This window comes from Pseudomonas sp. S2_H10, assembly GCF_054668285.1.
In genome coordinates, this window is the sequence record NZ_CP162754.1 from 3,372,398 (window position 1) to 3,391,622 (window position 19,225).

Genomic DNA, 19,225 nt, shown 5'->3' on the forward strand with positions numbered 1-19,225 from the left:
AAAAAATCAGGTGAAAGCACCGCCAGGCAGCGGCGGTGCCCGGCGTATCAGACGGCAAAGAGCAGGAATTCCCTTTCCCACGAACTGATGACGCGCTTGAAGTTTTCATGCTCGGCCCGCTTGACCGCGACGTAGCCAGTGATGAAATTCTTGCCGAGGTAACGCTCGATGGTCGCGCTGTTTTCCATGCGCTCCAGCGCGTCCTCGATGGTCAGCGGCAGGCGCAGGTTGCGGCGTTCATAGCCACGCCCCACTACCGGCGCACTCGGGTTCAGGCCTTCGACCATGCCGATGTAACCGCAGAGCAGGCTCGCGGCAATCGCCAGGTACGGGTTGGCATCGGCGCCCGGCAGGCGGTTTTCCACCCGGCGGTTCTGCGGCCCGGCATCCGGCACCCGCAGGCCCACGGTGCGGTTCTCTTCGCCCCACTCCACGTTCACCGGCGCCGAAGTGTCCGGCAGGAAGCGGCGGAACGAGTTCACGTTCGGGGCGAACAGCGGCAACAGCTCGGGAATGAGTTTCTGCAAGCCACCGATGTGGTGCAGGAACAACTGGCTCATGGTCCCGTCGTCGTTGGAGAAGATGTTCTTGCCGGTCTCGATGTCGATGATGCTCTGGTGCAAGTGCATGGCACTGCCCGGCTCGCCGGTCATCGGCTTGGCCATGAAGGTCGCGGCCACGTCATGCTTGAGCGCGGCTTCGCGCATGGTGCGCTTGAACACCAGGATCTGGTCGGCCAGGGACAGGGCATCGCCGTGACGGAAGTTGATTTCCATCTGCGCCGTGCCGTCCTCGTGGATCAATGTGTCGAGGTCCAGGTCCTGCAGTTCGCACCAGTCGTAGACGTCTTCGAACAGCGGATCGAATTCGTTCGCCGCTTCGATGGAGAACGACTGGCGCCCGGTTTCCGGACGACCGGAGCGACCGATCGGCGGCTGCAACGGGTAATCCGGGTCGTCACTGCGCTTGGTCAGGTAAAACTCCATTTCCGGCGCCACGATCGGCTTCCAGCCCTTGTCGGTATAGAGTTTCAGGACTTTCTTGAGCACGTTGCGCGGCGACAGCTCGATCGGGTTGCCTTGCTTGTCGTAAGTGTCGTGGATGACGATCGCGGTCGGCTCGATGGCCCAGGGCACCAGATACACCGCGCTCTGGTCGGGGCGGCAGATCATGTCGATGTCGGCCGGGTCGAGCAGTTCGTAATAGATGTCGTCTTCGACGTAATCGCCGGTCACGGTCTGCAGCAGAACGCTTTCTGGCAGGCGCATGCCCTTTTCGGCGATGAATTTGTTGGTCGGCGAAATCTTGCCCCGGGTAATCCCGGTCAAGTCGGCGATCATGCATTCGACTTCTGTGATCTTGTGGTTTTTCAACCAATCGGTGAGCTGGTCGAGGTTGTTACTCATAAATGCCTCTAGGCTTGAGTTGTCTGACCCTTTTAAGGTCAGGCGTTGTTTGACGCATCGGCGTCGCGTTGTAGAGCGTTTGCGCGGCAGATTATCGCTGCTGCAAAGGCCGGGCGTGCAGAATCGCGAGCGGTGCCCTGAACGATGGTCAGGCCGCTATTGTGAATCGGTTCTATATTGAATGGAGTAACCGTAATGGGGGTGCCATCGCGACCGTCCAGAATAACGGACGGGGACGGTCGGACCGTCACGGATGAGAGGATCACCGCAGCCGCTGAAGCCATGGAACGGACCGACCTGTCATCACTGATGTGATGAACATGCCGACCGAGCTGTCTTGAGCAGTCGGTGATGCCGATTATCGGCAGGCGAGACATGAAGCACCCCGGTATTATTGCTGTTATGGGTTTGATTCGAGCTTAGCCTTGTTCATTTTTTTACACAACACCCCCGTAAAAAATACAACACGGCCCGCTCAAGCTCGCGGCCGTCGCAACGCCCAGCGGAGCAAAAGTGCCCCAAAGAGCCTCAAAAAAGCCCCACGAGCGCTTTTTTAGGGCAAAAAAGGCCTCGCTTGACTTCGGCATGCCGTTCGGGTTGACTGAAACCAGAAAAGATCAATGATTGATATTTTTAACAACAAAGGTGTTGCATCATGTCGGTACCCCCGCGTGCCGTTCAGCTTAACGAAGCGAACGCGTTCCTTAAGGAACATCCTGAGGTTCTGTACGTTGACCTTCTGATTGCGGATATGAATGGTGTGGTGCGCGGCAAGCGCATCGAACGCACCAGCCTCCACAAGGTTTACGAGAAAGGCATCAACCTGCCGGCCTCTCTATTTGCTCTGGATATCAATGGCTCCACGGTGGAAAGCACCGGCCTGGGCCTGGACATCGGTGATGCTGACCGAATCTGCTATCCAATTCCCGATACCCTGTGCAACGAGCCATGGCAGAAGCGCCCTACCGCGCAACTGTTGATGACCATGCACGAACTCGAAGGTGAACCCTTCTTCGCCGACCCGCGTGAAGTGCTGGCCAATGTCGTGCGCAAGTTCGACGAAATGGGCCTGACCATCTGCGCCGCGTTCGAACTGGAGTTCTACCTGATCGACCAGGAGAACGTGAACGGTCGTCCGCAACCACCTCGCTCGCCGGTTTCCGGCAAACGTCCGCACTCGACACAGGTCTACCTGATCGACGACCTCGACGAATACGTCGACTGCCTCCAGGACATCCTGGAAGGTGCGAAAGAGCAAGGCATCCCGGCCGACGCCATCGTCAAGGAAAGTGCCCCGGCGCAGTTCGAAGTGAACCTGCACCACGTGGCCGACCCGATCAAGGCCTGCGACTATGCGGTCCTGCTCAAGCGCCTGATCAAGAACATCGCCTACGACCATGAAATGGACACCACCTTCATGGCCAAGCCTTACCCGGGCCAGGCGGGCAATGGTCTGCATGTCCATATCTCGATTCTCGATAAAGATGGCAAAAACATTTTTGCCAGTGAGGATCCCGAGCAGAACGCCGCACTGCGTCACGCGATCGGCGGTGTGCTCGAGACCCTACCGGCGCAGATGGCTTTCCTCTGCCCGAACGTCAACTCCTACCGTCGTTTCGGTGCACAGTTCTACGTGCCGAACTCGCCGTGCTGGGGCCTGGACAACCGTACCGTAGCGATTCGCGTGCCGACCGGCTCTGCCGATGCCGTGCGCATCGAACACCGCGTGGCCGGCGCCGATGCCAACCCGTACCTGCTGATGGCTTCGGTCCTGGCGGGCGTGCACCACGGCCTGACCAACAAGGTCGAGCCTGGCGCTCCGGTGGAAGGCAACAGCTACGAGCAGAACGAGCAGAGCCTGCCGAACAACCTGCGCGATGCACTGCGCGAGCTGGACGACAGCGAAGTCATGGCCAAGTACATCGATCCGAAATACATCGATATCTTCGTGGCCTGTAAAGAGAGCGAGCTGGAGGAGTTCGAACACTCCATCTCCGACCTCGAGTACAACTGGTACCTGCATACCGTTTAAGCGGTTGCAGTAGTGAAGAAACGCCGTTGGCCTCACAGCCAGCGGCGTTTTTTTATGGCCGCCTGCGGCGGATCGCGAGCAAGCTCGCTCCCACACTGGATTTGTGTTCAACGCAAATGTTGTGTTCGCAGAAGATCCCTGTGGGAGCGAGCTTGCTCGCGATGGCGGCCGACGAGACAACACACAACCCTGCTCGTACAATGCCCGCTGCCCCGCAGGAGACTTCAATGACACGCGTAACCACTCCCCGCAAACCCCGCGCACGCAGCCAGGCCCGGATCGACTCGATACTCGATGCGGCCCGCACGCTGTTGGCCGCCGAGGGCGTGGCCAGCCTGTCGATCTACAGCGTCGCCGAGCGCGCGGAGATTCCGCCCTCCTCGGTCTACCATTTCTTCGCCAGTGTGCCGGCGTTGCTGGAAGCCTTGACCGCCGACATCCACGCTGCGTTCCGCGCCTGTCTGCAAGCGCCCATCGATCACCATGCCTTGAACGGCTGGCGGGATCTGTCGCGACTGGTCGAGCAACGCATGCTGGACATCTACGCAGAGGACGCCGCTGCGCGCCAGCTCATCCTCGCCCAGCACGGCCTGACCGAAGTCACCCAGGCCGACCGCCAGCACGACATCGAACTGGGCGACCTGATGCACAAGCTTTTCGATCATCATTTCGAGCTGCCGAAGCTGCCGGATGATGTGGATGTGTTTGCCCTGGCGATGGAGTTGGGCGACCGGGTGTATGCGCGTTCGGTGCAACAGCACGGGCAGATTACGCCGCGCATGGCCGAGGAAGGGATGCGGGTGTTTGATGCTTATGTGGGGTTGTATTTGCCGCCCTATCTGCCCAAGCGGAATCTCTAGCGCATTCTCGGGCCTCATCGCGGGCAAGCCCGCTCCCACAAGGGTCTTCTGTGAATTCAGATTCTGTGAACGACAGAAAACCCTGTGGGAGCGGGCTTGCCCGCGATGGCCGCACCGCTCAACTCAAGACACGCACGCACAAAAAACCCCGAAGGGCTCAAACCCTCCGGGGTTGTTGTTTGTGCACACGGCTTACAACTTGGCGATCGACACCTCGGTGGATTTCACGAACGCGATCACTTCACTGCCGACCGCCAGCTCAAGTTCTTTCACAGAGCGGGTGGTGATCACCGAAGTGACGATGCCGGACGCGGTCTGCACGTCGATTTCCGACAGTACGTCGCCGAGCACGATTTCCTTGATGGAGCCTTTGAACTGGTTGCGAACGTTGATGGCCTTGATAGTCATGATGTTGATTCCTGTCGTGGGATAAGACTTGAGTTATTGAGCCCAGCGCAACTGCGTGGGCAAGGGTGAAACAGGTTCCGGTTCCGGCGGCTGGCCGGGCAGCGCCAGCACGCGATTGAGCACTTCGGTTTCCAGCGCCGCCAGCCGATGAGAGCCACGGACCCGAGGCCGCGGCAGTTCCACGTGCAGGTCGAGGCCGACTTCGCCGTCTTCGATCAGGATCACCCGATCGGCGATCGCCACCGCTTCACTGACGTCGTGGGTCACCAACAACACGGTAAAGCCGTGCTGCTGCCAGAGGCGCTCGATCAGTTGCTGCATTTCAATTCGGGTCAGGGCATCCAGCGCACCCAAGGGTTCGTCGAGCAACAGCAGGCGCGGTTGGTGAATCAACGCACGCGCCAAAGCCACGCGCTGCTTCTGTCCACCGGACAGCGCCGCTGGCCACTCGTTGGCACGATCCGCCAGACCCACCGCTTCCAGAGCTTCAAGTGCTTGCGGTCGCCAGTTGCCCTTGAGGCCCAGGCCGACGTTGTCGATGATCTTTTTCCACGGCAGCAGACGTGCTTCCTGGAACATCAGCCGGGTGTCTTCCCGCGCCTCACTCAGTGGTGCGGCGCCGGCGAGCAATTCACCGGCGGTGGGTTGATCAAGGCCGGCCAGCAAGCGCAACAAGGTGCTTTTGCCGCAACCACTGCGACCCACCACGGCGACAAACTGGCCGGCCGGAATGTGCAGGTCGATCTCGCGCAGCACCTGCCGCGAGCCGAAGGTTTTTTGCAGCTTGCGCACCGCCAGCGGAATCCCGCGCAGCAGGCGTGGAGGTTGCTCGGCGATCATGCTGCACCTCCCTTGGCCACCTGATACGCCGGGTGCCAGCGCAGCCACACCCGCTCAAGTCCACGGGCCGCGAGGTCGGCCAGCTTGCCGAGCACCGCGTACAACAGAATCGCCAACACCACCACGTCCGTCTGCAAGAACTCCCGGGCATTCATGGCCAGATAGCCGATGCCGGAACTCGCGGAGATGGTTTCCGCGACGATCAGCGTCAACCACATGAAGCCCAGGGCGAAACGCACGCCGACCAGAATCGAAGGCAGCGCCCCCGGCAGAATCACCTGCCAGAACAGGCTGAAACCCGTCAGGCCATAGCTGCGCGACATCTCCACCAGCGCCGGATCGACGTTGCGGATGCCGTGATAGGTGTTGAGGTAAATCGGGAACAATGTGCCCAGCGCCACCAGGAAAATCTTCGCCGACTCGTCAATGCCGAACCACAGGATCACCAGCGGGATCAGCGCCAGGTGCGGCACGTTGCGGATCATTTGCACCGAACTGTCGAGCAGGCGCTCGCCCCACTTCGACAGTCCGGTAATGAAGCCAAGCGTCAGGCCGATGCCGCCACCGATGGTGAAACCGAGCGCGGCACGCCAGCCGCTGATAGCCAGGTGTGTCCAGATTTCGCCGCTGCGCACCAGGCTCACGCCCGCTTCGATCACGGCGATCGGGGCCGGCAGGATCCGTGTCGACAACCAACCCGCCGACACACTCAACTGCCACACCGCCAGCAGCAACACCGGCAACGCCCAGGGCGCGAGGCTATGGATGATTTTCTTCATGACCGCGCCTCAGCTCTGGGACGCGGCTTTGGGCAGGATGTCGTTGGCGACCATCTCGCCGAACGGGCTGACGTAACCGGCACCTTTCGGTAGCTCGGGACGCTCGACATCGAGGTGCGGGAACAGCAACTCGGCCACCCGGTACGACTCTTCCAGATGTGGATAACCGGAGAAAATGAACGTGTCGATGCCCAGGTCCGCGTACTCCTTGACGCGAGCGGCCACCGTCGGACCATCGCCCACCAGCGCCGTACCGGCACCGCCGCGCACCAGGCCGACACCGGCCCACAGGTTAGGGCTGACTTCCAGGTTGTCGCGGTTGCCGCCATGCAAGGCGGCCATGCGTTGCTGACCGACCGAATCGAAGCGTGCCAGCGAAGCCTGGGCGCGAGCGATGGTGTCGTTGTCCAGATGCGAGATCAGTCGGTCCGCAGCCTTCCAGGCCTCTTCGTTGGTTTCGCGCACGATGACATGCAGGCGAATGCCGAAGCGCACGGTACGACCGAGCTTGGCGGCCTTGGCCCGGACCTGTTCGATTTTTTCCGCAACGGCTGCCGGTGGCTCGCCCCAGGTCAGGACCATTTCCACCTGTTCAGCGGCCAAGTCTTGCGCGGCTTCCGAAGAACCGCCGAAGTACAGTGGCGGACGCGGTTGCTGGACCGGCGGATAGAGCAATTTCGCGCCTTTCACGCTGATGTGCTGACCGTCGTAATCGACGGTTTCACCTTCCAGCACGCGGCGCCAGATGCGGGTGAACTCCACCGAGGCCTGATAGCGCTCTTCGTGACTGAGGAACAGACCATCACCCGCCAATTCTTCCGGATCCCCGCCCGTCACCAGGTTGAACAACGCACGCCCGCCGGACAGCCGATCCAGGGTCGCGGCCTGACGCGCCGCCACCGTCGGGGAAATGATCCCGGGGCGCAGAGCGACGAGGAACTTCAAACGCTGGGTCACAGGAATCAGCGATGCCGCCACCAGCCACGAGTCTTCGCACGAACGGCCGGTAGGGATCAGTACCCCGCCGAACCCCAGGCGATCCGCTGCCTGTGCGACTTGTTGCAGATAACCGTGGTCAACGGCGCGTGCGCCTTCGGCGGTGCCAAGGTAATGGCCGTCGCCGTGGGTAGGCAGGAACCAGAAGATATTGAGGCTCATGGAGTGGTCTCCTTGGGGAATCGAATTATTGGGCTTTTGCAACGGCAGCCGGCGGCGTCCAGATCACGTCCTTGATGCTCAACGGCTTGGGAATCAGCTTGAGCTGGTAGAAGCTGTCGGCGATTTTCTGCTGCGCGGCGACCACTTCAGGGGTGAGGAACAGCGCGCCGTAACCCTGGCGTTTCACTGAGGTCAGGGTGATATCCGCCGGCAGGCCGAGCAGCGGCGAAACCTGTTGAGTCACCTCTTGCGGGTTGGCTTTGGACCATTCGCCGACCGCACGCACTTCTTCGACGAGGGTCTTGATCACCTCGGGATTTTTCTGCGCATAAGGCTTGGTCGCCAGATAGAACTGATGGTTGTCGACGATGCCTTGACCATCACGCAGGGTGCGCGCTTGCAACTGTTGTTCAGCGGCGGCCTGGTACGGGTCCCAGATGACCCAGGCGTCGACGCTGCCACGCTCGAACGCGGCGCGGGCATCGGCCGGCGGCAGGAATACGGTCTGGATATCGGTGTATTTGAGGCCGGCGTCTTCCAGTGCGCGCACCAGCAGGTAGTGCACGTTGGAGCCCTTGTTGAGCACGATTTTCTTGCCCTTGAGCTCGGCCACCGATTTGATCGCCGAGTCCTTCGGCACCAGGATCGCCTCACTGTGCGGCGCTGGCGGTTCGTAGGCGACGTAGAGCAGATCTGCGCCGGCCGCTTGAGCGAACACCGGCGGAGTCTCACCGGTGACGCCGAAGTCGATGGAGCCGACGTTCAAGCCTTCGAGCAGTTGCGGGCCACCGGGGAACTCAGTCCATTGCACGTCCACGCCTTGGGCGGCGAGGCGTTTTTCCAGGGTGCCTTTGGCTTTGAGCAGCACCAGGGTGCCGTACTTTTGATAGCCGATTCTTAACGTCTCGGCCTGAGCTTGAGTAATGGCGCCGAAGGTGACAGCCGCAACAAACAGAGCGACCAGACCACGACGCAAAATGACAGGGCGCATGGCGCTCTCCTTTTTGCAGTTGGGTTTTGGCTGCACCTGCTTGCCCGTTGGCGGGCGAGTAAGGCCAGTACTTCAATTTTTCGGTAAGGCTCAAATGCTCCAGCGAGCACTCAACAAACGTTCATTCAACAGGTTCGGATCGAGCGGCCTGGGCCGTCGCGCCATGGCACCGGTGAACTGCTCCAGCGCTTCATACAAACGTTGCTCCAGCTCCGGCGCCAATTGCGCCTGGGCGCTGCCTTCGCCGTAAGCGATCTGGCTGTCGACGGCGAAAATCCCTTGCAGCATTTCCTGGGCCTTCAATGCCGACAGCACCGGCTTGAGCGCGTAATCCACTACCAGCATGTGGGCGATGCTGCCGCCGGTGGCCATTGGCAAAACAACCTTGTGACTCAGGGCGCGTTCGGGCAGCAGGTCCAACAAGACTTTCAGGGCCCCGGAAAACGATGCCTTGTAAACCGGAGTGGCGATCAGCAGGCCATCGGCGTTTTCAATCTGTTGCAGCAGGTCGATAACCTTGGGGCTGTCGAAGCGTGCGTGCAGCAAGTCCTCGGCCGGGAAGTCCCCTACCTGGTAACTCACCACTTCCACGCCCTGCTCTTGCAACCATTGCCGGGAGCGATCCAGCAGCACCCCGGAACGAGAGCGCTGACTGGGACTGCCACCGAGTGAGACGACCAACATTCAGACGATTCCTTGCACGGTGTTGGCGATTCGCGGCTTGCGATCTCGCTTCGATGGAGTGACCTTAACAGCTGATTTATATATCCATAAATCATATTTATTCATTTGGTTATGCATTATGGAAATATACAAATCGATTTCTTCCAGGCAAAAAAACAGGCCGTCGAAACGGCCTGAAAATCCCCAGCTTTGTAGATGATGCGCTGCCCGATCTGGCGCCATCGCGAGCAAGCTCGCTCCCACAGTTGACCGTGTACCTCCTGTGGGAGCGAGCTTGCTCGCGATGGCGGCATCAGCCACACCGTAAATATTGATGACTCACCGATTGGGCTGCGGCGTCAGGCGCAAGTAAGGCTTGACCGCCCGATAGCCCTTGGGAAAGCGCTGTTTGATTTCATCCTCATCCTTGAGCGACGGCACGATCACCACCTCGTCACCGTCCTGCCAGTTGGCCGGCGTGGCCACCTTGTAGTTATCGGTCAGTTGCAGCGAGTCGATCACCCGCAGGATTTCATTGAAGTTGCGGCCGGTGCTCGCCGGGTAGGTGATCGTCAACCGGACCTTTTTGTTCGGGTCGATCACGAACAGCGAACGCACGGTCAGGGTGTCGTTGGCGTTGGGATGGATCAGGTCGTAGAGGTCCGAGACCTTGCGGTCGGCGTCATCGAGGATCGGAAAGTTGACCACGGTGTTCTGGGTTTCGTTGATGTCCTCGATCCACTTGTGGTGCGACTCCACCGGGTCCACCGACAAAGCGATGGCCTTGACGCCGCGCGCTGCGAACTCATCCTTGAGCCTGGCGGTGAACCCCAGTTCGGTGGTGCACACCGGCGTGAAGTCCGCCGGGTGGGAAAACAGCACACCCCAGCTATCGCCCAGCCACTGATGGAAACGGATGGTGCCGGCGCTGGAGTTCTGTTCGAAATCGGGGGCGATATCGCCAAGTCTGATACCCATGGTGCTGCTCCTTGTGAGTGCTTGATGGGTTCAACTGTGCCTGTGTTTTTTATCTATTAAAAAGAATAAATATCGATTTATTTAGATCATTAAGAAATATTAAAGATCTGTTCACTGGACGTGCACGCGCAACCCGCCGAACATCCCCCACAAGGTTCGAGAAGGCCTTGAGTTGCTGCAAAGAGGGAACTTCAAGGCGGGATTACGGGGGTGAACCCGTCTTGAACATGTAAAAAGCCCCGCCCGGTGCAATACCGGGCGGGGCTTTTTTTGTCTCGGTTACGCGAGCGCTATTACAACAGCGGGATCGAGTAGCTGACGATCAGGCGGTTTTCGTCCTGCGAACGGGTGTTCGGCAGGTCGGTGCGCCAGGTGGCGTTTTTCCACGCCAGGCCCAGGTTCTTCAGTGGGCCTTCCTGCACCACGTAGGCAACGCTCAGGTCACGCTCCCACTCGGAGGCACCATTGGCCGCCTCGCCACCTTTGGCGTTGACCGTGTCGATGTTGTCGCCATGCAGATACACCAGGCCCGCCGTCAGGCCAGGTACGCCGACCTTGGCGAAGTCGAACGAGTAGCGTGCCTGCCAGGTTTTCTCGCCGGCACGGCCGAACTTCTGGATTTGCGAATCGGTGATGGTGTAGTTCGACGAACCGTCACCCTGGTTCAGCCATGGGAAGTCGCTGCTGCCATTGCTGACCTGGTAACCACCACCGAAGGTATGACCGGCAACCGAATACAGGAACAGGCCGCTGTACAGGTTGTTGTCGACCTTGCCCTTGCCGTTTGGTGCGTTGTAGTTGCCAGTGGTGTAGTACAGCGGATCGTGACCGTTGGCACCGTCGTCAGAGCTGTTGAAATAACGGAAGTCCGACTTCAACACGCCCGGGCCGATTGCCCAATTGTGAACCAGGCCCAGGAAGTGTTGCTTGTAGAACTCTTCCAGGTTGCCGTAGTAGTACTGGGCAGTCAGGTCCTTGGTGATCTTGTAGTCGCCACCGGCATAGATGAACTTGTTGCTGTCGCGGAACTTGGTGCCGCGAGTGTTTGCGCCGGAAATCGACATCTGCTCGTTGTTGCTGGAGTTACGGCCTTTGACGGCTTCGATCTGACCACCGACCAGCGACAGGTCCTTGATCTCGGCGGAAGTGATCTGGCCACCCTGCCAGGTTTGCGGCAGCAGACGACCATCGTTGGTCACGATCACCGGGTTTTTCGGCTGCAAGGTGCCCAGCTTCAGTTCAGTCTGGGAAACCTTGGCCTTGGCAGTCAGGCCCAGGCTGGAGAAATCATCTACCGCCTCACCGTTGGATTTGCTCGGGAAAACCGTGCCGCCGTAAGAGGTCGCCGTGGCGCCGTTGGTACCGCCACCCGAATCCAGCTTGACGCCCAACAGGCCGATCGCATCGATACCGAAACCGACGGTGCCTTGGGTGTAGCCGGAGATGAAGCGCAGATCGAAGCCCTGGCCCCATTCTTCGTTTTTGTTGGCACCGGCACCGTCACGGTTGTCGGTGTTGATGTAGAAGTTACGCAGCCCCAGTGTTGCCTTGCTGTCTTCGATAAAACCCGCGGCGCTTGCCTGCTGGGCCAGTACCCCGACGGCCACAGCCATGGCCAAGGTGGATTTGTTCATGTTTCGCTCCTCTAGTTTCTAATTCTGATGTTCCTGGTCCCGAATCGATTGCCCGGGATCCTGAATGCATAAATTCGCGGCAAAGCGTCTAAGCCGGTCGTTTGGCGGGCGGCAGGATACATGGCCTTAAAGCCAAAAAGAATTGCTTAAGATTTTTTAATATCGCTGCGGAATATGACTTCCCACGGCAGAACCGAGGTATCGGCGCCAGCGCCGATTCCTGAACCTGATCAGTTGTCGAGGGAGGAAATTGCCAAATCCGAGTTCAGGGATGAGTGTCGGACGGACGCACTTTAAGCGGGATCAACAAAAACTAAAAAGAATAATAAATACTCAGCAAAGATCATTATGGAATATTAAAATCAACCCCAAAAAAACCTCGCCCGCAGGCGAGGCTTTTTCGCAAGGCTGGTTACAGGAAGCTGTAGGTGTAGTTGAAGATCAGACGGGTCTGGTCAACATCAGGGTTGTTGGAGACTTCACTGCCACGGTAGACGCCATTACGCAGCGTTACGCCGAAACCTTTGAGGGTGCCCTGCTGGATGGTGTAGTCGATCCGCATGTCGCGCTCCCACTCGGACGCATCAGGACCTCTGCCGTTGGTAGCCTTGATGTCATCGCCATGCAGGTAGGCGATCGAAGTTTTCAGGCCCGGTACGCCCAATGCAGCAAAGTCATAGGAGTACTGACCGAAGGTAGTGTTTTCACCGGCACGAACAAATCCGTTGATCATGGAGTCGGTGAACAGGTAGAAGCTGGCGCCACCGTTCCCTTCCGGACGGCCATTGCCATCGACCACGTTGCCCTGGTTCAGGTAGACAAAACCACCGTCATCGCTGACACGTTGATGACCGAGCAGGAAGGCGTTGCCACCCAGGGTGTAGGTGAACATGGCGCTCCAGGTCTTGTTATCGACCTCACCCGGGTTCTTGGCGAAACCGTTGTTGTTGTTGAAACGGAAACCCGCATCACCGTTCTTGCCGTCGGAGCTGCTGTCGAAGTAGCGAATATCAGTCTTGAAGGACTGGTTGGCATTGATCGGGTAGACGTGAATCAGGCCCAGGAAATCCTGCTTGTAGTAGTCCTTCAGATTCGAGTGGTAATACTGCAGGGTCAGGTCCTTGGTGACCTTCCAGTCAGCACCACCGTAGTAGAACTTGTTGCTGTCCTCTGTACCGCCAGCCACGGCCAGGCCGGTGGAGTTCGAAGAGGCGCGACCCGCCGAATGTTCCAACTGACCTGCGTTGAAGGTCACGTTGTCGATTTCTTTCGACGTGATGGTGCCACCGTCAAAGGTCTGGGGCAGCAGACGGCTGTCGTTCGCGACCAGGATCGGCAGGTTGGGTGCCAGCGCACCACCCAGGTGGGCTTCGGTTTTCGAGAAGCGCGCCTTGACGTTAGCAGCTGCACGGCTCCATTCGGACACGGCCGAACCATCGCTGTCGCTCGGGAAGAAGGTGTTGTTGTCCGGGTGGTGCCCCTTGCCGCCGTCCAGGTGGATACCCAGCAGAGCCTGGGCGTCGATACCGAAACCGACAGTGCCTTGGGTGAAACCGGACAGATAATCGAATTTCAGGCCCTCTGCGGACTCTTTCTGATCCGCACCGCCTTCACGGTTATCGTTGTTGTAATACATGGTTCGAGAGCTGATGGACGCCTTGCTGTCTTCCAGGAAACCGGCGGCGCCTGCCTGCTGCGCCAAAACCCCTACGGCCACGGCCAAAGCCAAGGTGGACTTGTTCATTGTGTAGCTCCTCTCGATTCTAATTCTTGTATTCCTGGTCTCGGGTCGTCGCCCGAAATCCTAAGATGCGCGATTAGCGCCAGAGCGTGACCCACAAGTCAATCGTAACCATGTGTGTCTACGACCATTGTCTAATCCCCGTTTTTTTGGTCCATGCAGGGTCATGAGTTCGTCATAAACCTGAAAAGAATTACCCGCTTCTTTTCTAATACCTTTTAGGAATTTAGCTTCTCGCCCCGGATTACAAGGTTCGGCTCATAAGCTAATTCCTAAAAGGTATTTATTTTTACTTTCTTAGATCGATTAGTTTCATACGCAATTCGGAAACAAATCCTTTACCGAAAGGCGACCCCATGACGATCAAGCGCGCACTATCCATACCAATTGTTACAGTTTGTGTATCCCTGGCATTTTCATTAACGGCTCAGGCAGCGAATCTCACCGTCGGCTACCAGACCGGAATCGACCCCAGCAAAGTCCCCCAGGCCGATGGCCTTTATGAAAAAACCATCGGCCAGCCGATTGACTGGCGACGCTTCAACAGCGGCCCGGAGGTGGTCACGGCGATTGCTTCGGGCGATGTGCAAATCGGCAATCTCGGCTCCAGCCCGCTGGCCGCCGCTGCCTCGCGCAACCTGCCGATTGTCGCGTTCATCGTCTCGGCCCAGATCAATGCCGCCGAAGCGCTGGTGGTGCGCAACGGCAGCGGCATCGAAAAACCGCAAGATCTGATCGGAAAGACCATTGCCACGCCGTTCGTTTCAACCTCCCACTACAGCCTGCTCGGAGCGCTGAAGCACTGGGGCCTGGACAATTCAAAAGTCAAAGTGGTGAACCTGCAGCCAGCGGAAATCGCGGCAGCCTGGAAGCGCGGTGATATTGACGGCGCGTTTGTCTGGTCGCCCGCGCTTGGGGAAATTCGCAAGACCGGCAAGACCTTGACCGACGCTGCGCAGGTAGGCCAATGGGGCGCGCCGACCTTTGAAGTCTGGGTGGCGCGCAAGGACTACGCCGAAAAACATCCGGAGGTCGTGGCAAAGTTCGCCAGGGTTACCCTGGATTCGTTCGCCGACTATGCCGCGCATAAGGACCAATGGACGGTTGATTCGGTGCCGGTGCAGAAAATCGCCAAACTGACCGGTGCCAACGCCGCTGATGTACCGGAGCTGCTGGCCGGTTCCGCCTTCCCGGATACCAAGGCGCAACAGAGCACTGCGCTGCTGGACGGCGGCACGGCCAAGGCGATTGGCGAGACGGCGAAGTTCCTGAAGGAGCAAGGGAAGGTTGAAACGGTACTGCCGGATTATTCGCCGTATGTCAGTGCGAAGTTCGTAACCGAGTAAATATTGCGGTTGCTTCGCAACCGATCGCCGGCAAGCCAGCTCCTACATTGAACGGTGTAGGAGCTGGCTTGCCGGCGATGGAAGCAACCCGGTTACAGGGCTTTTTCGAAGATCTTCGAATTACGCTGATAGTTGTACAGCGACGCCCGCGCCGACGGCAGGCGGTCGACGCTGCTCGGTTCGAAACCGCGCTCGCGGAACCAGTGCGCGGTGCGAGTGGTGAGGACGAACAAGGTTTTCAGCCCCTGCGCCCGTGCGCGGGTTTCAATGCGCTCCAGCAGCTCATCGCCGCGACCGCCATGGCGGTATTCCGGATTCACCGCCAGGCACGCCAGTTCACCAGCATCCGAATCGGCGATCTGGTACAGCGCCGCACAGGCGATGATCATGCCTTCGCGTTCAACCACACTGAATTGCTCGATTTCGCGCTCCAGCACCTCGCGGGAACGGCGCACCAGGATGCCCTGCTCTTCCAGCGGACTGATCAGGTCCAGCAAACCACCGACGTCTTCAATGGCCGCTTCGCGTACCACCTCGAACTGCTCTTGGGCCACCAGGGTGCCGCCACCATCGCGGGTGAACAGCTCGGTCAGCAGTGCACCGTCTTCGGCGTAACTGACGATGTGGCTGCGGGCCACGCCGCCACGGCAAGCTTCGGCCGCAGCATCCAGCAATTCCGCCTGATAGTTACTGCCCAGCCGCTGCAGATGCGCCGGCACTTGCTGCGGACGCAGTTCGCGCACCAGGCGCCCGTGCTCGTCGATCAGGCCCAGGTCGGCGCCGAACAGCAGTAGTTTGTCCGCGCCCAGGTCGATGGCCGCGCGGGTGGCGACGTCTTCACAGGCGAGGTTGAAAATCTCACCGGTCGGCGAATAGCCCAGCGGCGACAGCAGCACGATGGAGCGCTCGTCCAGCAGACGGTTGATGCCCTTGCGGTCGACCCGACGCACTTCGCCGGTGTGGTGATAGTCGACGCCTTCAAGCACGCCGATCGGCCGTGCCGTCACCAGGTTGCCGCTGGCCACCCGCAGACGCGAGCCCTGCATCGGCGACGAGGCCATGTCCATGGACAGGCGCGCTTCGATGGCGATGCGCAGCTGGCCTACCGCGTCGATCACACACTCCAGGGTCGCGGCATCGGTGATGCGCATGCCGTGATGGTAATGCGGGGTCAGGCCACGGGCCGCCAGGCGCGCTTCGATTTGCGGCCGGGAGCCGTGAACCAGCACCAGACGCACCCCCAGGCTGTGCAACAGCACCAGGTCGTGGACGATATTGCCGAAGTTGGGGTGTTCAACGCCGTCGCCGGGCAGCATGACGACAAAGGTGCAATCGCGGTGGGCGTTGATATAGGGCGAAGCGTGACGAAGCCAATTGACGTATTCGGGCATGAACCTGGGCCTGTAATAAATAGCAGCCGAAAAAAGGGCGAAACTGAAAACGCACAGCGGGCTGATGGTTATCGTCGGAACAGGCTTGGCGACACGCGCGCTCTCCTCATGAATACGGGTTGGGGTACCGGCAATTTATACATGAAACCTGTAGGAGCCGGCTTGCTGGCGATGCAAGCGCTGCGGTTCATCGGCTGATCCGCAGCGCTTGCATCGCCAGCAAGCCGGCTCCTACGGTTTGTGTTGTGTTTCGGCCGGTGACAGGCAGTAATGTTCAATCAACTGTCGTAATAGATGCACCGTAGGCTGCAAACGTGACATTTCGAGGTATTCCCCCGGTTGATGGGCGCAGGCGATATCACCCGGGCCAAGCACCAGCGTTTCACAGCCAAGGCGCTGAAGATAAGGTGCTTCGGTGCCGAACGCCACTGCTTCGGCGCTGTGACCGGTGAGCTTTTCGGCAAGGCGTACCAGTTCTGCATCCTCGGCCTGCTCGAATGGCGGCACTTCGGGGAACAACGGCGCGTAGGTGATCTTGACCTGATGCCGCTCGGCAACCGGGTTGAGCTTCTGCAGGATCTCGGCGCGCAGGACCTTGGGGTCCATGCCGGGCAACGGCCGCAAATCGAACTCCAGCGAACACTGGCCGCAGATGCGATTGGGGTTGTCGCCGCCATGGATGCAACCGAAATTCATCGTCGGCGTCGGCACGCCAAACTGCGGATTGCGGAATTCGCGCTGCCACAACAGGCGCAGGCCACGCAGTTCGCCGATGGCATCGTGCATGGCCTCCAGGGCGCTGTGGCCCAGGCGCGGGTCGGAGGAATGACCGCTCTGACCGAGGATGTCGATGCGCTCCATCATGATGCCCTTGTGCATGCGGATCGGCTTGAGCCCGGTCGGCTCGCCGATCACCGCCGCCCGCCCCAGTGGTCGCCCCGCATCGGCCAGCGCGCGGGCGCCGGACATCGAACTTTCTTCATCACAAGTGGCGAGAATCAGCAACGGCTGTTTGAACGGCTGGTCGAGCAGCGGCTTGACCGCCTCGATCGCCAGGGCGAAAAAGCCCTTCATGTCGCAACTGCCCAGGCCGACCCAACGACCGTCGACTTCAGTCAGCTTCAGCGGGTCGGTTTGCCACAACGCCCCGTCGAACGGCACGGTGTCGCTATGCCCGGCCAGCACCAGGCCGCCGGGGCCGGAACCGAAACTGGCCAGCAAATTGAACTTGCCGGGGCTGACCTGCTGGATCTCGCAGGTAAAACCCAGCTCACCGAGCCACGTCGCCAGCAGATCGATGACCGGGCGGTTGGTTTGATCGAGACTGGGCTGGGTGCAACTGACCGACGGTGCAGCGATCAGCGCAGCGAATTGTTCTTTCATCGACGGCAATGGCATCGCTGACTCCAGGCACCCGAATTGAGGTCCATCATAGAACCAACCGATGACAGGAATAAACCGTCGCGGCGCGTACTAACCTTGAGTCCTGTACACTGCACGACCTTGGCAGCCACACATTCCCCCGGCTGCGCTCCCGATCCTGGATTTTCCGGCCATGCAGAAAGAAACCGAAATCAAACTCCGCGTCAGCCGCGAAACCCTCGCCGCCCTGCGCGAGCACCCGTTACTGAAAAAACGCAACAAAAGTGGCTGGGAACGCCGTGAGTTGATGAATCAATACTTCGACACGCCCGAGCGCGACCTGGCCCAGGCCAAAGTCGCCCTGCGCCTGCGCAAGGATGGCGAAGAAGTGATTCAGACCCTCAAGACCCGCGGCCAGAGCATCGCCGGCCTGTCCGTTCGTAACGAGTACGACTGGAACCTGCCCAAAGCCAAGCTCGACCTGAAGAAACTCGACGGCGAATGCTGGCCCGAGGAACTGGCCGAACTGGACAAGAAGACCCTGAAGCCGATCTTCACCACCGACTTCGTCCGCGAACGCGCGGAAATCGCCTGGGGCCGTGGCAAGACCAAAGTGGTCATCGAAGCCGCGCTGGACCTGGGTCACGTCGTGGTCGGCAAGCAGAAAGAGGAAATCTGCGAGCTGGAACTGGAACTGCGCGAAGGCGAGCCGGCAGCCCTGCTGGAACTGGCCGCCGAACTGGCCGAAAAGCTGGCCCTGATGCCATGTGACATCAGCAAGGCCGAGCGCGGCTATCGCCTGTACGACGCCCACAGCTATTCGTTGAGCCTGCCGGCGCCGCAGATCACTGCCGAAACACCGCTGGACGACGCGTTCGTCGCGCTGAGCTGGCATTTGCTCGGCAGCAGCCAGCGTCTGGCCGAGCAGTATCGTTTCAACGGTCACTGGCGCCTGTTGCAGGACTGGGTCGAATGCCTCGCGGAAATGCGCGCACTGATCAGCAGCCTGGGCCAGGCCGCTCCACGTCAGTCGACCCACGACCTGCGTATCGCCCTCGATGCCTTGCTGGAAGACTGGCGTCCGCTGGTCCAGGCCGGCCTGGACGACGAAGACGTGCGCAAAGCCGCGCCCGAGCAGTTCCTCGAAGAACTCGAAGACCCGCGCTGGGGCCTGTTCTCCCTGACCACTTCGCGCTGGCTGCTGGCCCGCACCTGGGCCGCCGACCGCAACACCCGCGGCAATCGCCAGGGCGCTGCGCAACTGGGTAGCTGGTTGCCACGCCTGCTGGGCGAAGAAGCCACTTCGCTGCAATTGCAGCGCTACCAGCAACAGCCGGAAGACCTGGCCGAGCAACTGCCGCGCATCGAACGCATCCAGGTCTGGCTGCACCATGCGCGTAACGTGCTCGAAATCCCGGAAATGGATCGCCTGTACGGCGAACTGAACAAACTGGCGCAACTGGCCAACGAGTCGATCACCGACGAAGTCCTCGATGCGCGCAAGCAGCAGGCGATTGCGGTGTATCAGAACCGTGCCTGGAAAATGCTGCTGCGTCTGTAATACCGCCATCGCGAGCAAGCTCGCTCCCACAGGATCTGTGTCAGATCACGCATCGTGTTCCAACACAAAACACTG

The 19,225-nt window shown here is 59.7% G+C and carries 16 protein-coding genes; 4 read left to right on the top strand and 12 right to left on the bottom strand.

The genetic code is table 11. The features are described 5' to 3' along the window. Positions 1 to 47: 47 nt before the first annotated feature. Positions 48 to 1,406, bottom strand: a complete 1,359-nt coding sequence (locus tag AB4O16_RS15110; protein ID WP_160386187.1) for a glutamine synthetase family protein — start codon at positions 1,404 to 1,406, stop codon at positions 48 to 50. A gap of 655 nt (positions 1,407 to 2,061) precedes the next feature. Here AB4O16_RS15110 and AB4O16_RS15115 point away from each other — a divergent pair. Then, positions 2,062 to 3,438, top strand: a complete 1,377-nt coding sequence (locus AB4O16_RS15115) for a glutamine synthetase family protein (protein ID WP_160386188.1) — start codon at positions 2,062 to 2,064, stop codon at positions 3,436 to 3,438. 227 nt (positions 3,439 to 3,665) lie between these two features. Next, on the top strand, positions 3,666 to 4,298 hold the full coding sequence (locus tag AB4O16_RS15120; protein ID WP_460155246.1) for a TetR/AcrR family transcriptional regulator: 633 nt from the start codon (positions 3,666 to 3,668) through the stop codon (positions 4,296 to 4,298). 192 nt (positions 4,299 to 4,490) lie between these two features. On the opposite strand, the gene AB4O16_RS15125 is transcribed toward AB4O16_RS15120, so the two are convergent. From AB4O16_RS15125 to AB4O16_RS15165, 9 genes are all read right to left on the bottom strand, one after another. Continuing rightward, the gene (locus AB4O16_RS15125) at positions 4,491 to 4,706 is read right to left on the bottom strand and encodes a TOBE domain-containing protein (protein ID WP_007967989.1); all 216 of its coding nucleotides are present in this window, start codon (positions 4,704 to 4,706) and stop codon (positions 4,491 to 4,493) included. 33 nt (positions 4,707 to 4,739) lie between these two features. Continuing rightward, complete coding sequence (ssuB, locus tag AB4O16_RS15130) at positions 4,740 to 5,546, bottom strand: aliphatic sulfonates ABC transporter ATP-binding protein (protein ID WP_160386190.1); 807 nt, start codon at positions 5,544 to 5,546, stop codon at positions 4,740 to 4,742. Continuing rightward, positions 5,543 to 6,325, bottom strand: coding sequence for an aliphatic sulfonate ABC transporter permease SsuC (gene ssuC / locus AB4O16_RS15135; RefSeq protein ID WP_160386191.1), 783 nt, complete (start codon positions 6,323 to 6,325; stop codon positions 5,543 to 5,545). Before ssuC ends, ssuB begins: the two co-directional genes overlap by 4 nt. Positions 6,326 to 6,334: 9 nt before the next feature. Next, the gene (gene ssuD / locus AB4O16_RS15140; protein ID WP_160386192.1) at positions 6,335 to 7,483 is read right to left on the bottom strand and encodes an FMNH2-dependent alkanesulfonate monooxygenase; all 1,149 of its coding nucleotides are present in this window, start codon (positions 7,481 to 7,483) and stop codon (positions 6,335 to 6,337) included. Positions 7,484 to 7,508: 25 nt separating this feature from the next. After that, complete coding sequence (locus AB4O16_RS15145; RefSeq protein ID WP_460155247.1) at positions 7,509 to 8,474, bottom strand: sulfonate ABC transporter substrate-binding protein; 966 nt, start codon at positions 8,472 to 8,474, stop codon at positions 7,509 to 7,511. Positions 8,475 to 8,564: 90 nt separating this feature from the next. Beyond that, a complete protein-coding gene (gene ssuE / locus AB4O16_RS15150) occupies positions 8,565 to 9,158 on the bottom strand; it encodes an NADPH-dependent FMN reductase (RefSeq protein ID WP_460155248.1) in 594 nt (197 codons plus the stop codon). 318 nt (positions 9,159 to 9,476) lie between these two features. After that, entirely contained in the window at positions 9,477 to 10,115 is a 639-nt protein-coding gene (locus AB4O16_RS15155; RefSeq protein ID WP_160390226.1) for a peroxiredoxin, read from the bottom strand. Between the two features lie 293 nt (positions 10,116 to 10,408). Next, positions 10,409 to 11,749: an OprD family porin gene (locus AB4O16_RS15160; protein WP_160390225.1), complete on the bottom strand. Its 1,341-nt coding sequence runs from the start codon at positions 11,747 to 11,749 to the stop codon at positions 10,409 to 10,411. A gap of 412 nt (positions 11,750 to 12,161) precedes the next feature. Next, positions 12,162 to 13,493 carry an OprD family porin gene (locus tag AB4O16_RS15165; protein ID WP_160390224.1) on the bottom strand — a complete coding sequence of 444 codons (1,332 nt, stop codon included), beginning with the start codon at positions 13,491 to 13,493 and terminating at the stop codon, positions 12,162 to 12,164. Positions 13,494 to 13,846: 353 nt separating this feature from the next. Between AB4O16_RS15165 and tauA the strand changes: the two genes are divergently transcribed. Next, entirely contained in the window at positions 13,847 to 14,836 is a 990-nt protein-coding gene (tauA, locus tag AB4O16_RS15170) for a taurine ABC transporter substrate-binding protein (RefSeq protein WP_460155249.1), read from the top strand. Positions 14,837 to 14,928: 92 nt separating this feature from the next. Here tauA and argA read toward each other — a convergent pair whose 3' ends face one another. Then, positions 14,929 to 16,227 carry an amino-acid N-acetyltransferase gene (argA, locus tag AB4O16_RS15175; RefSeq protein ID WP_007978929.1) on the bottom strand — a complete coding sequence of 433 codons (1,299 nt, stop codon included), beginning with the start codon at positions 16,225 to 16,227 and terminating at the stop codon, positions 14,929 to 14,931. 231 nt (positions 16,228 to 16,458) lie between these two features. Further along, entirely contained in the window at positions 16,459 to 17,625 is a 1,167-nt protein-coding gene (gene argE, locus AB4O16_RS15180) for an acetylornithine deacetylase (RefSeq protein ID WP_460155250.1), read from the bottom strand. Between the two features lie 157 nt (positions 17,626 to 17,782). Here argE and AB4O16_RS15185 point away from each other — a divergent pair, with 157 nt between their 5' ends. Next, positions 17,783 to 19,150: a CYTH domain-containing protein gene (locus AB4O16_RS15185; protein ID WP_460155251.1), complete on the top strand. Its 1,368-nt coding sequence runs from the start codon at positions 17,783 to 17,785 to the stop codon at positions 19,148 to 19,150. Positions 19,151 to 19,225: the final 75 nt, after the last annotated feature.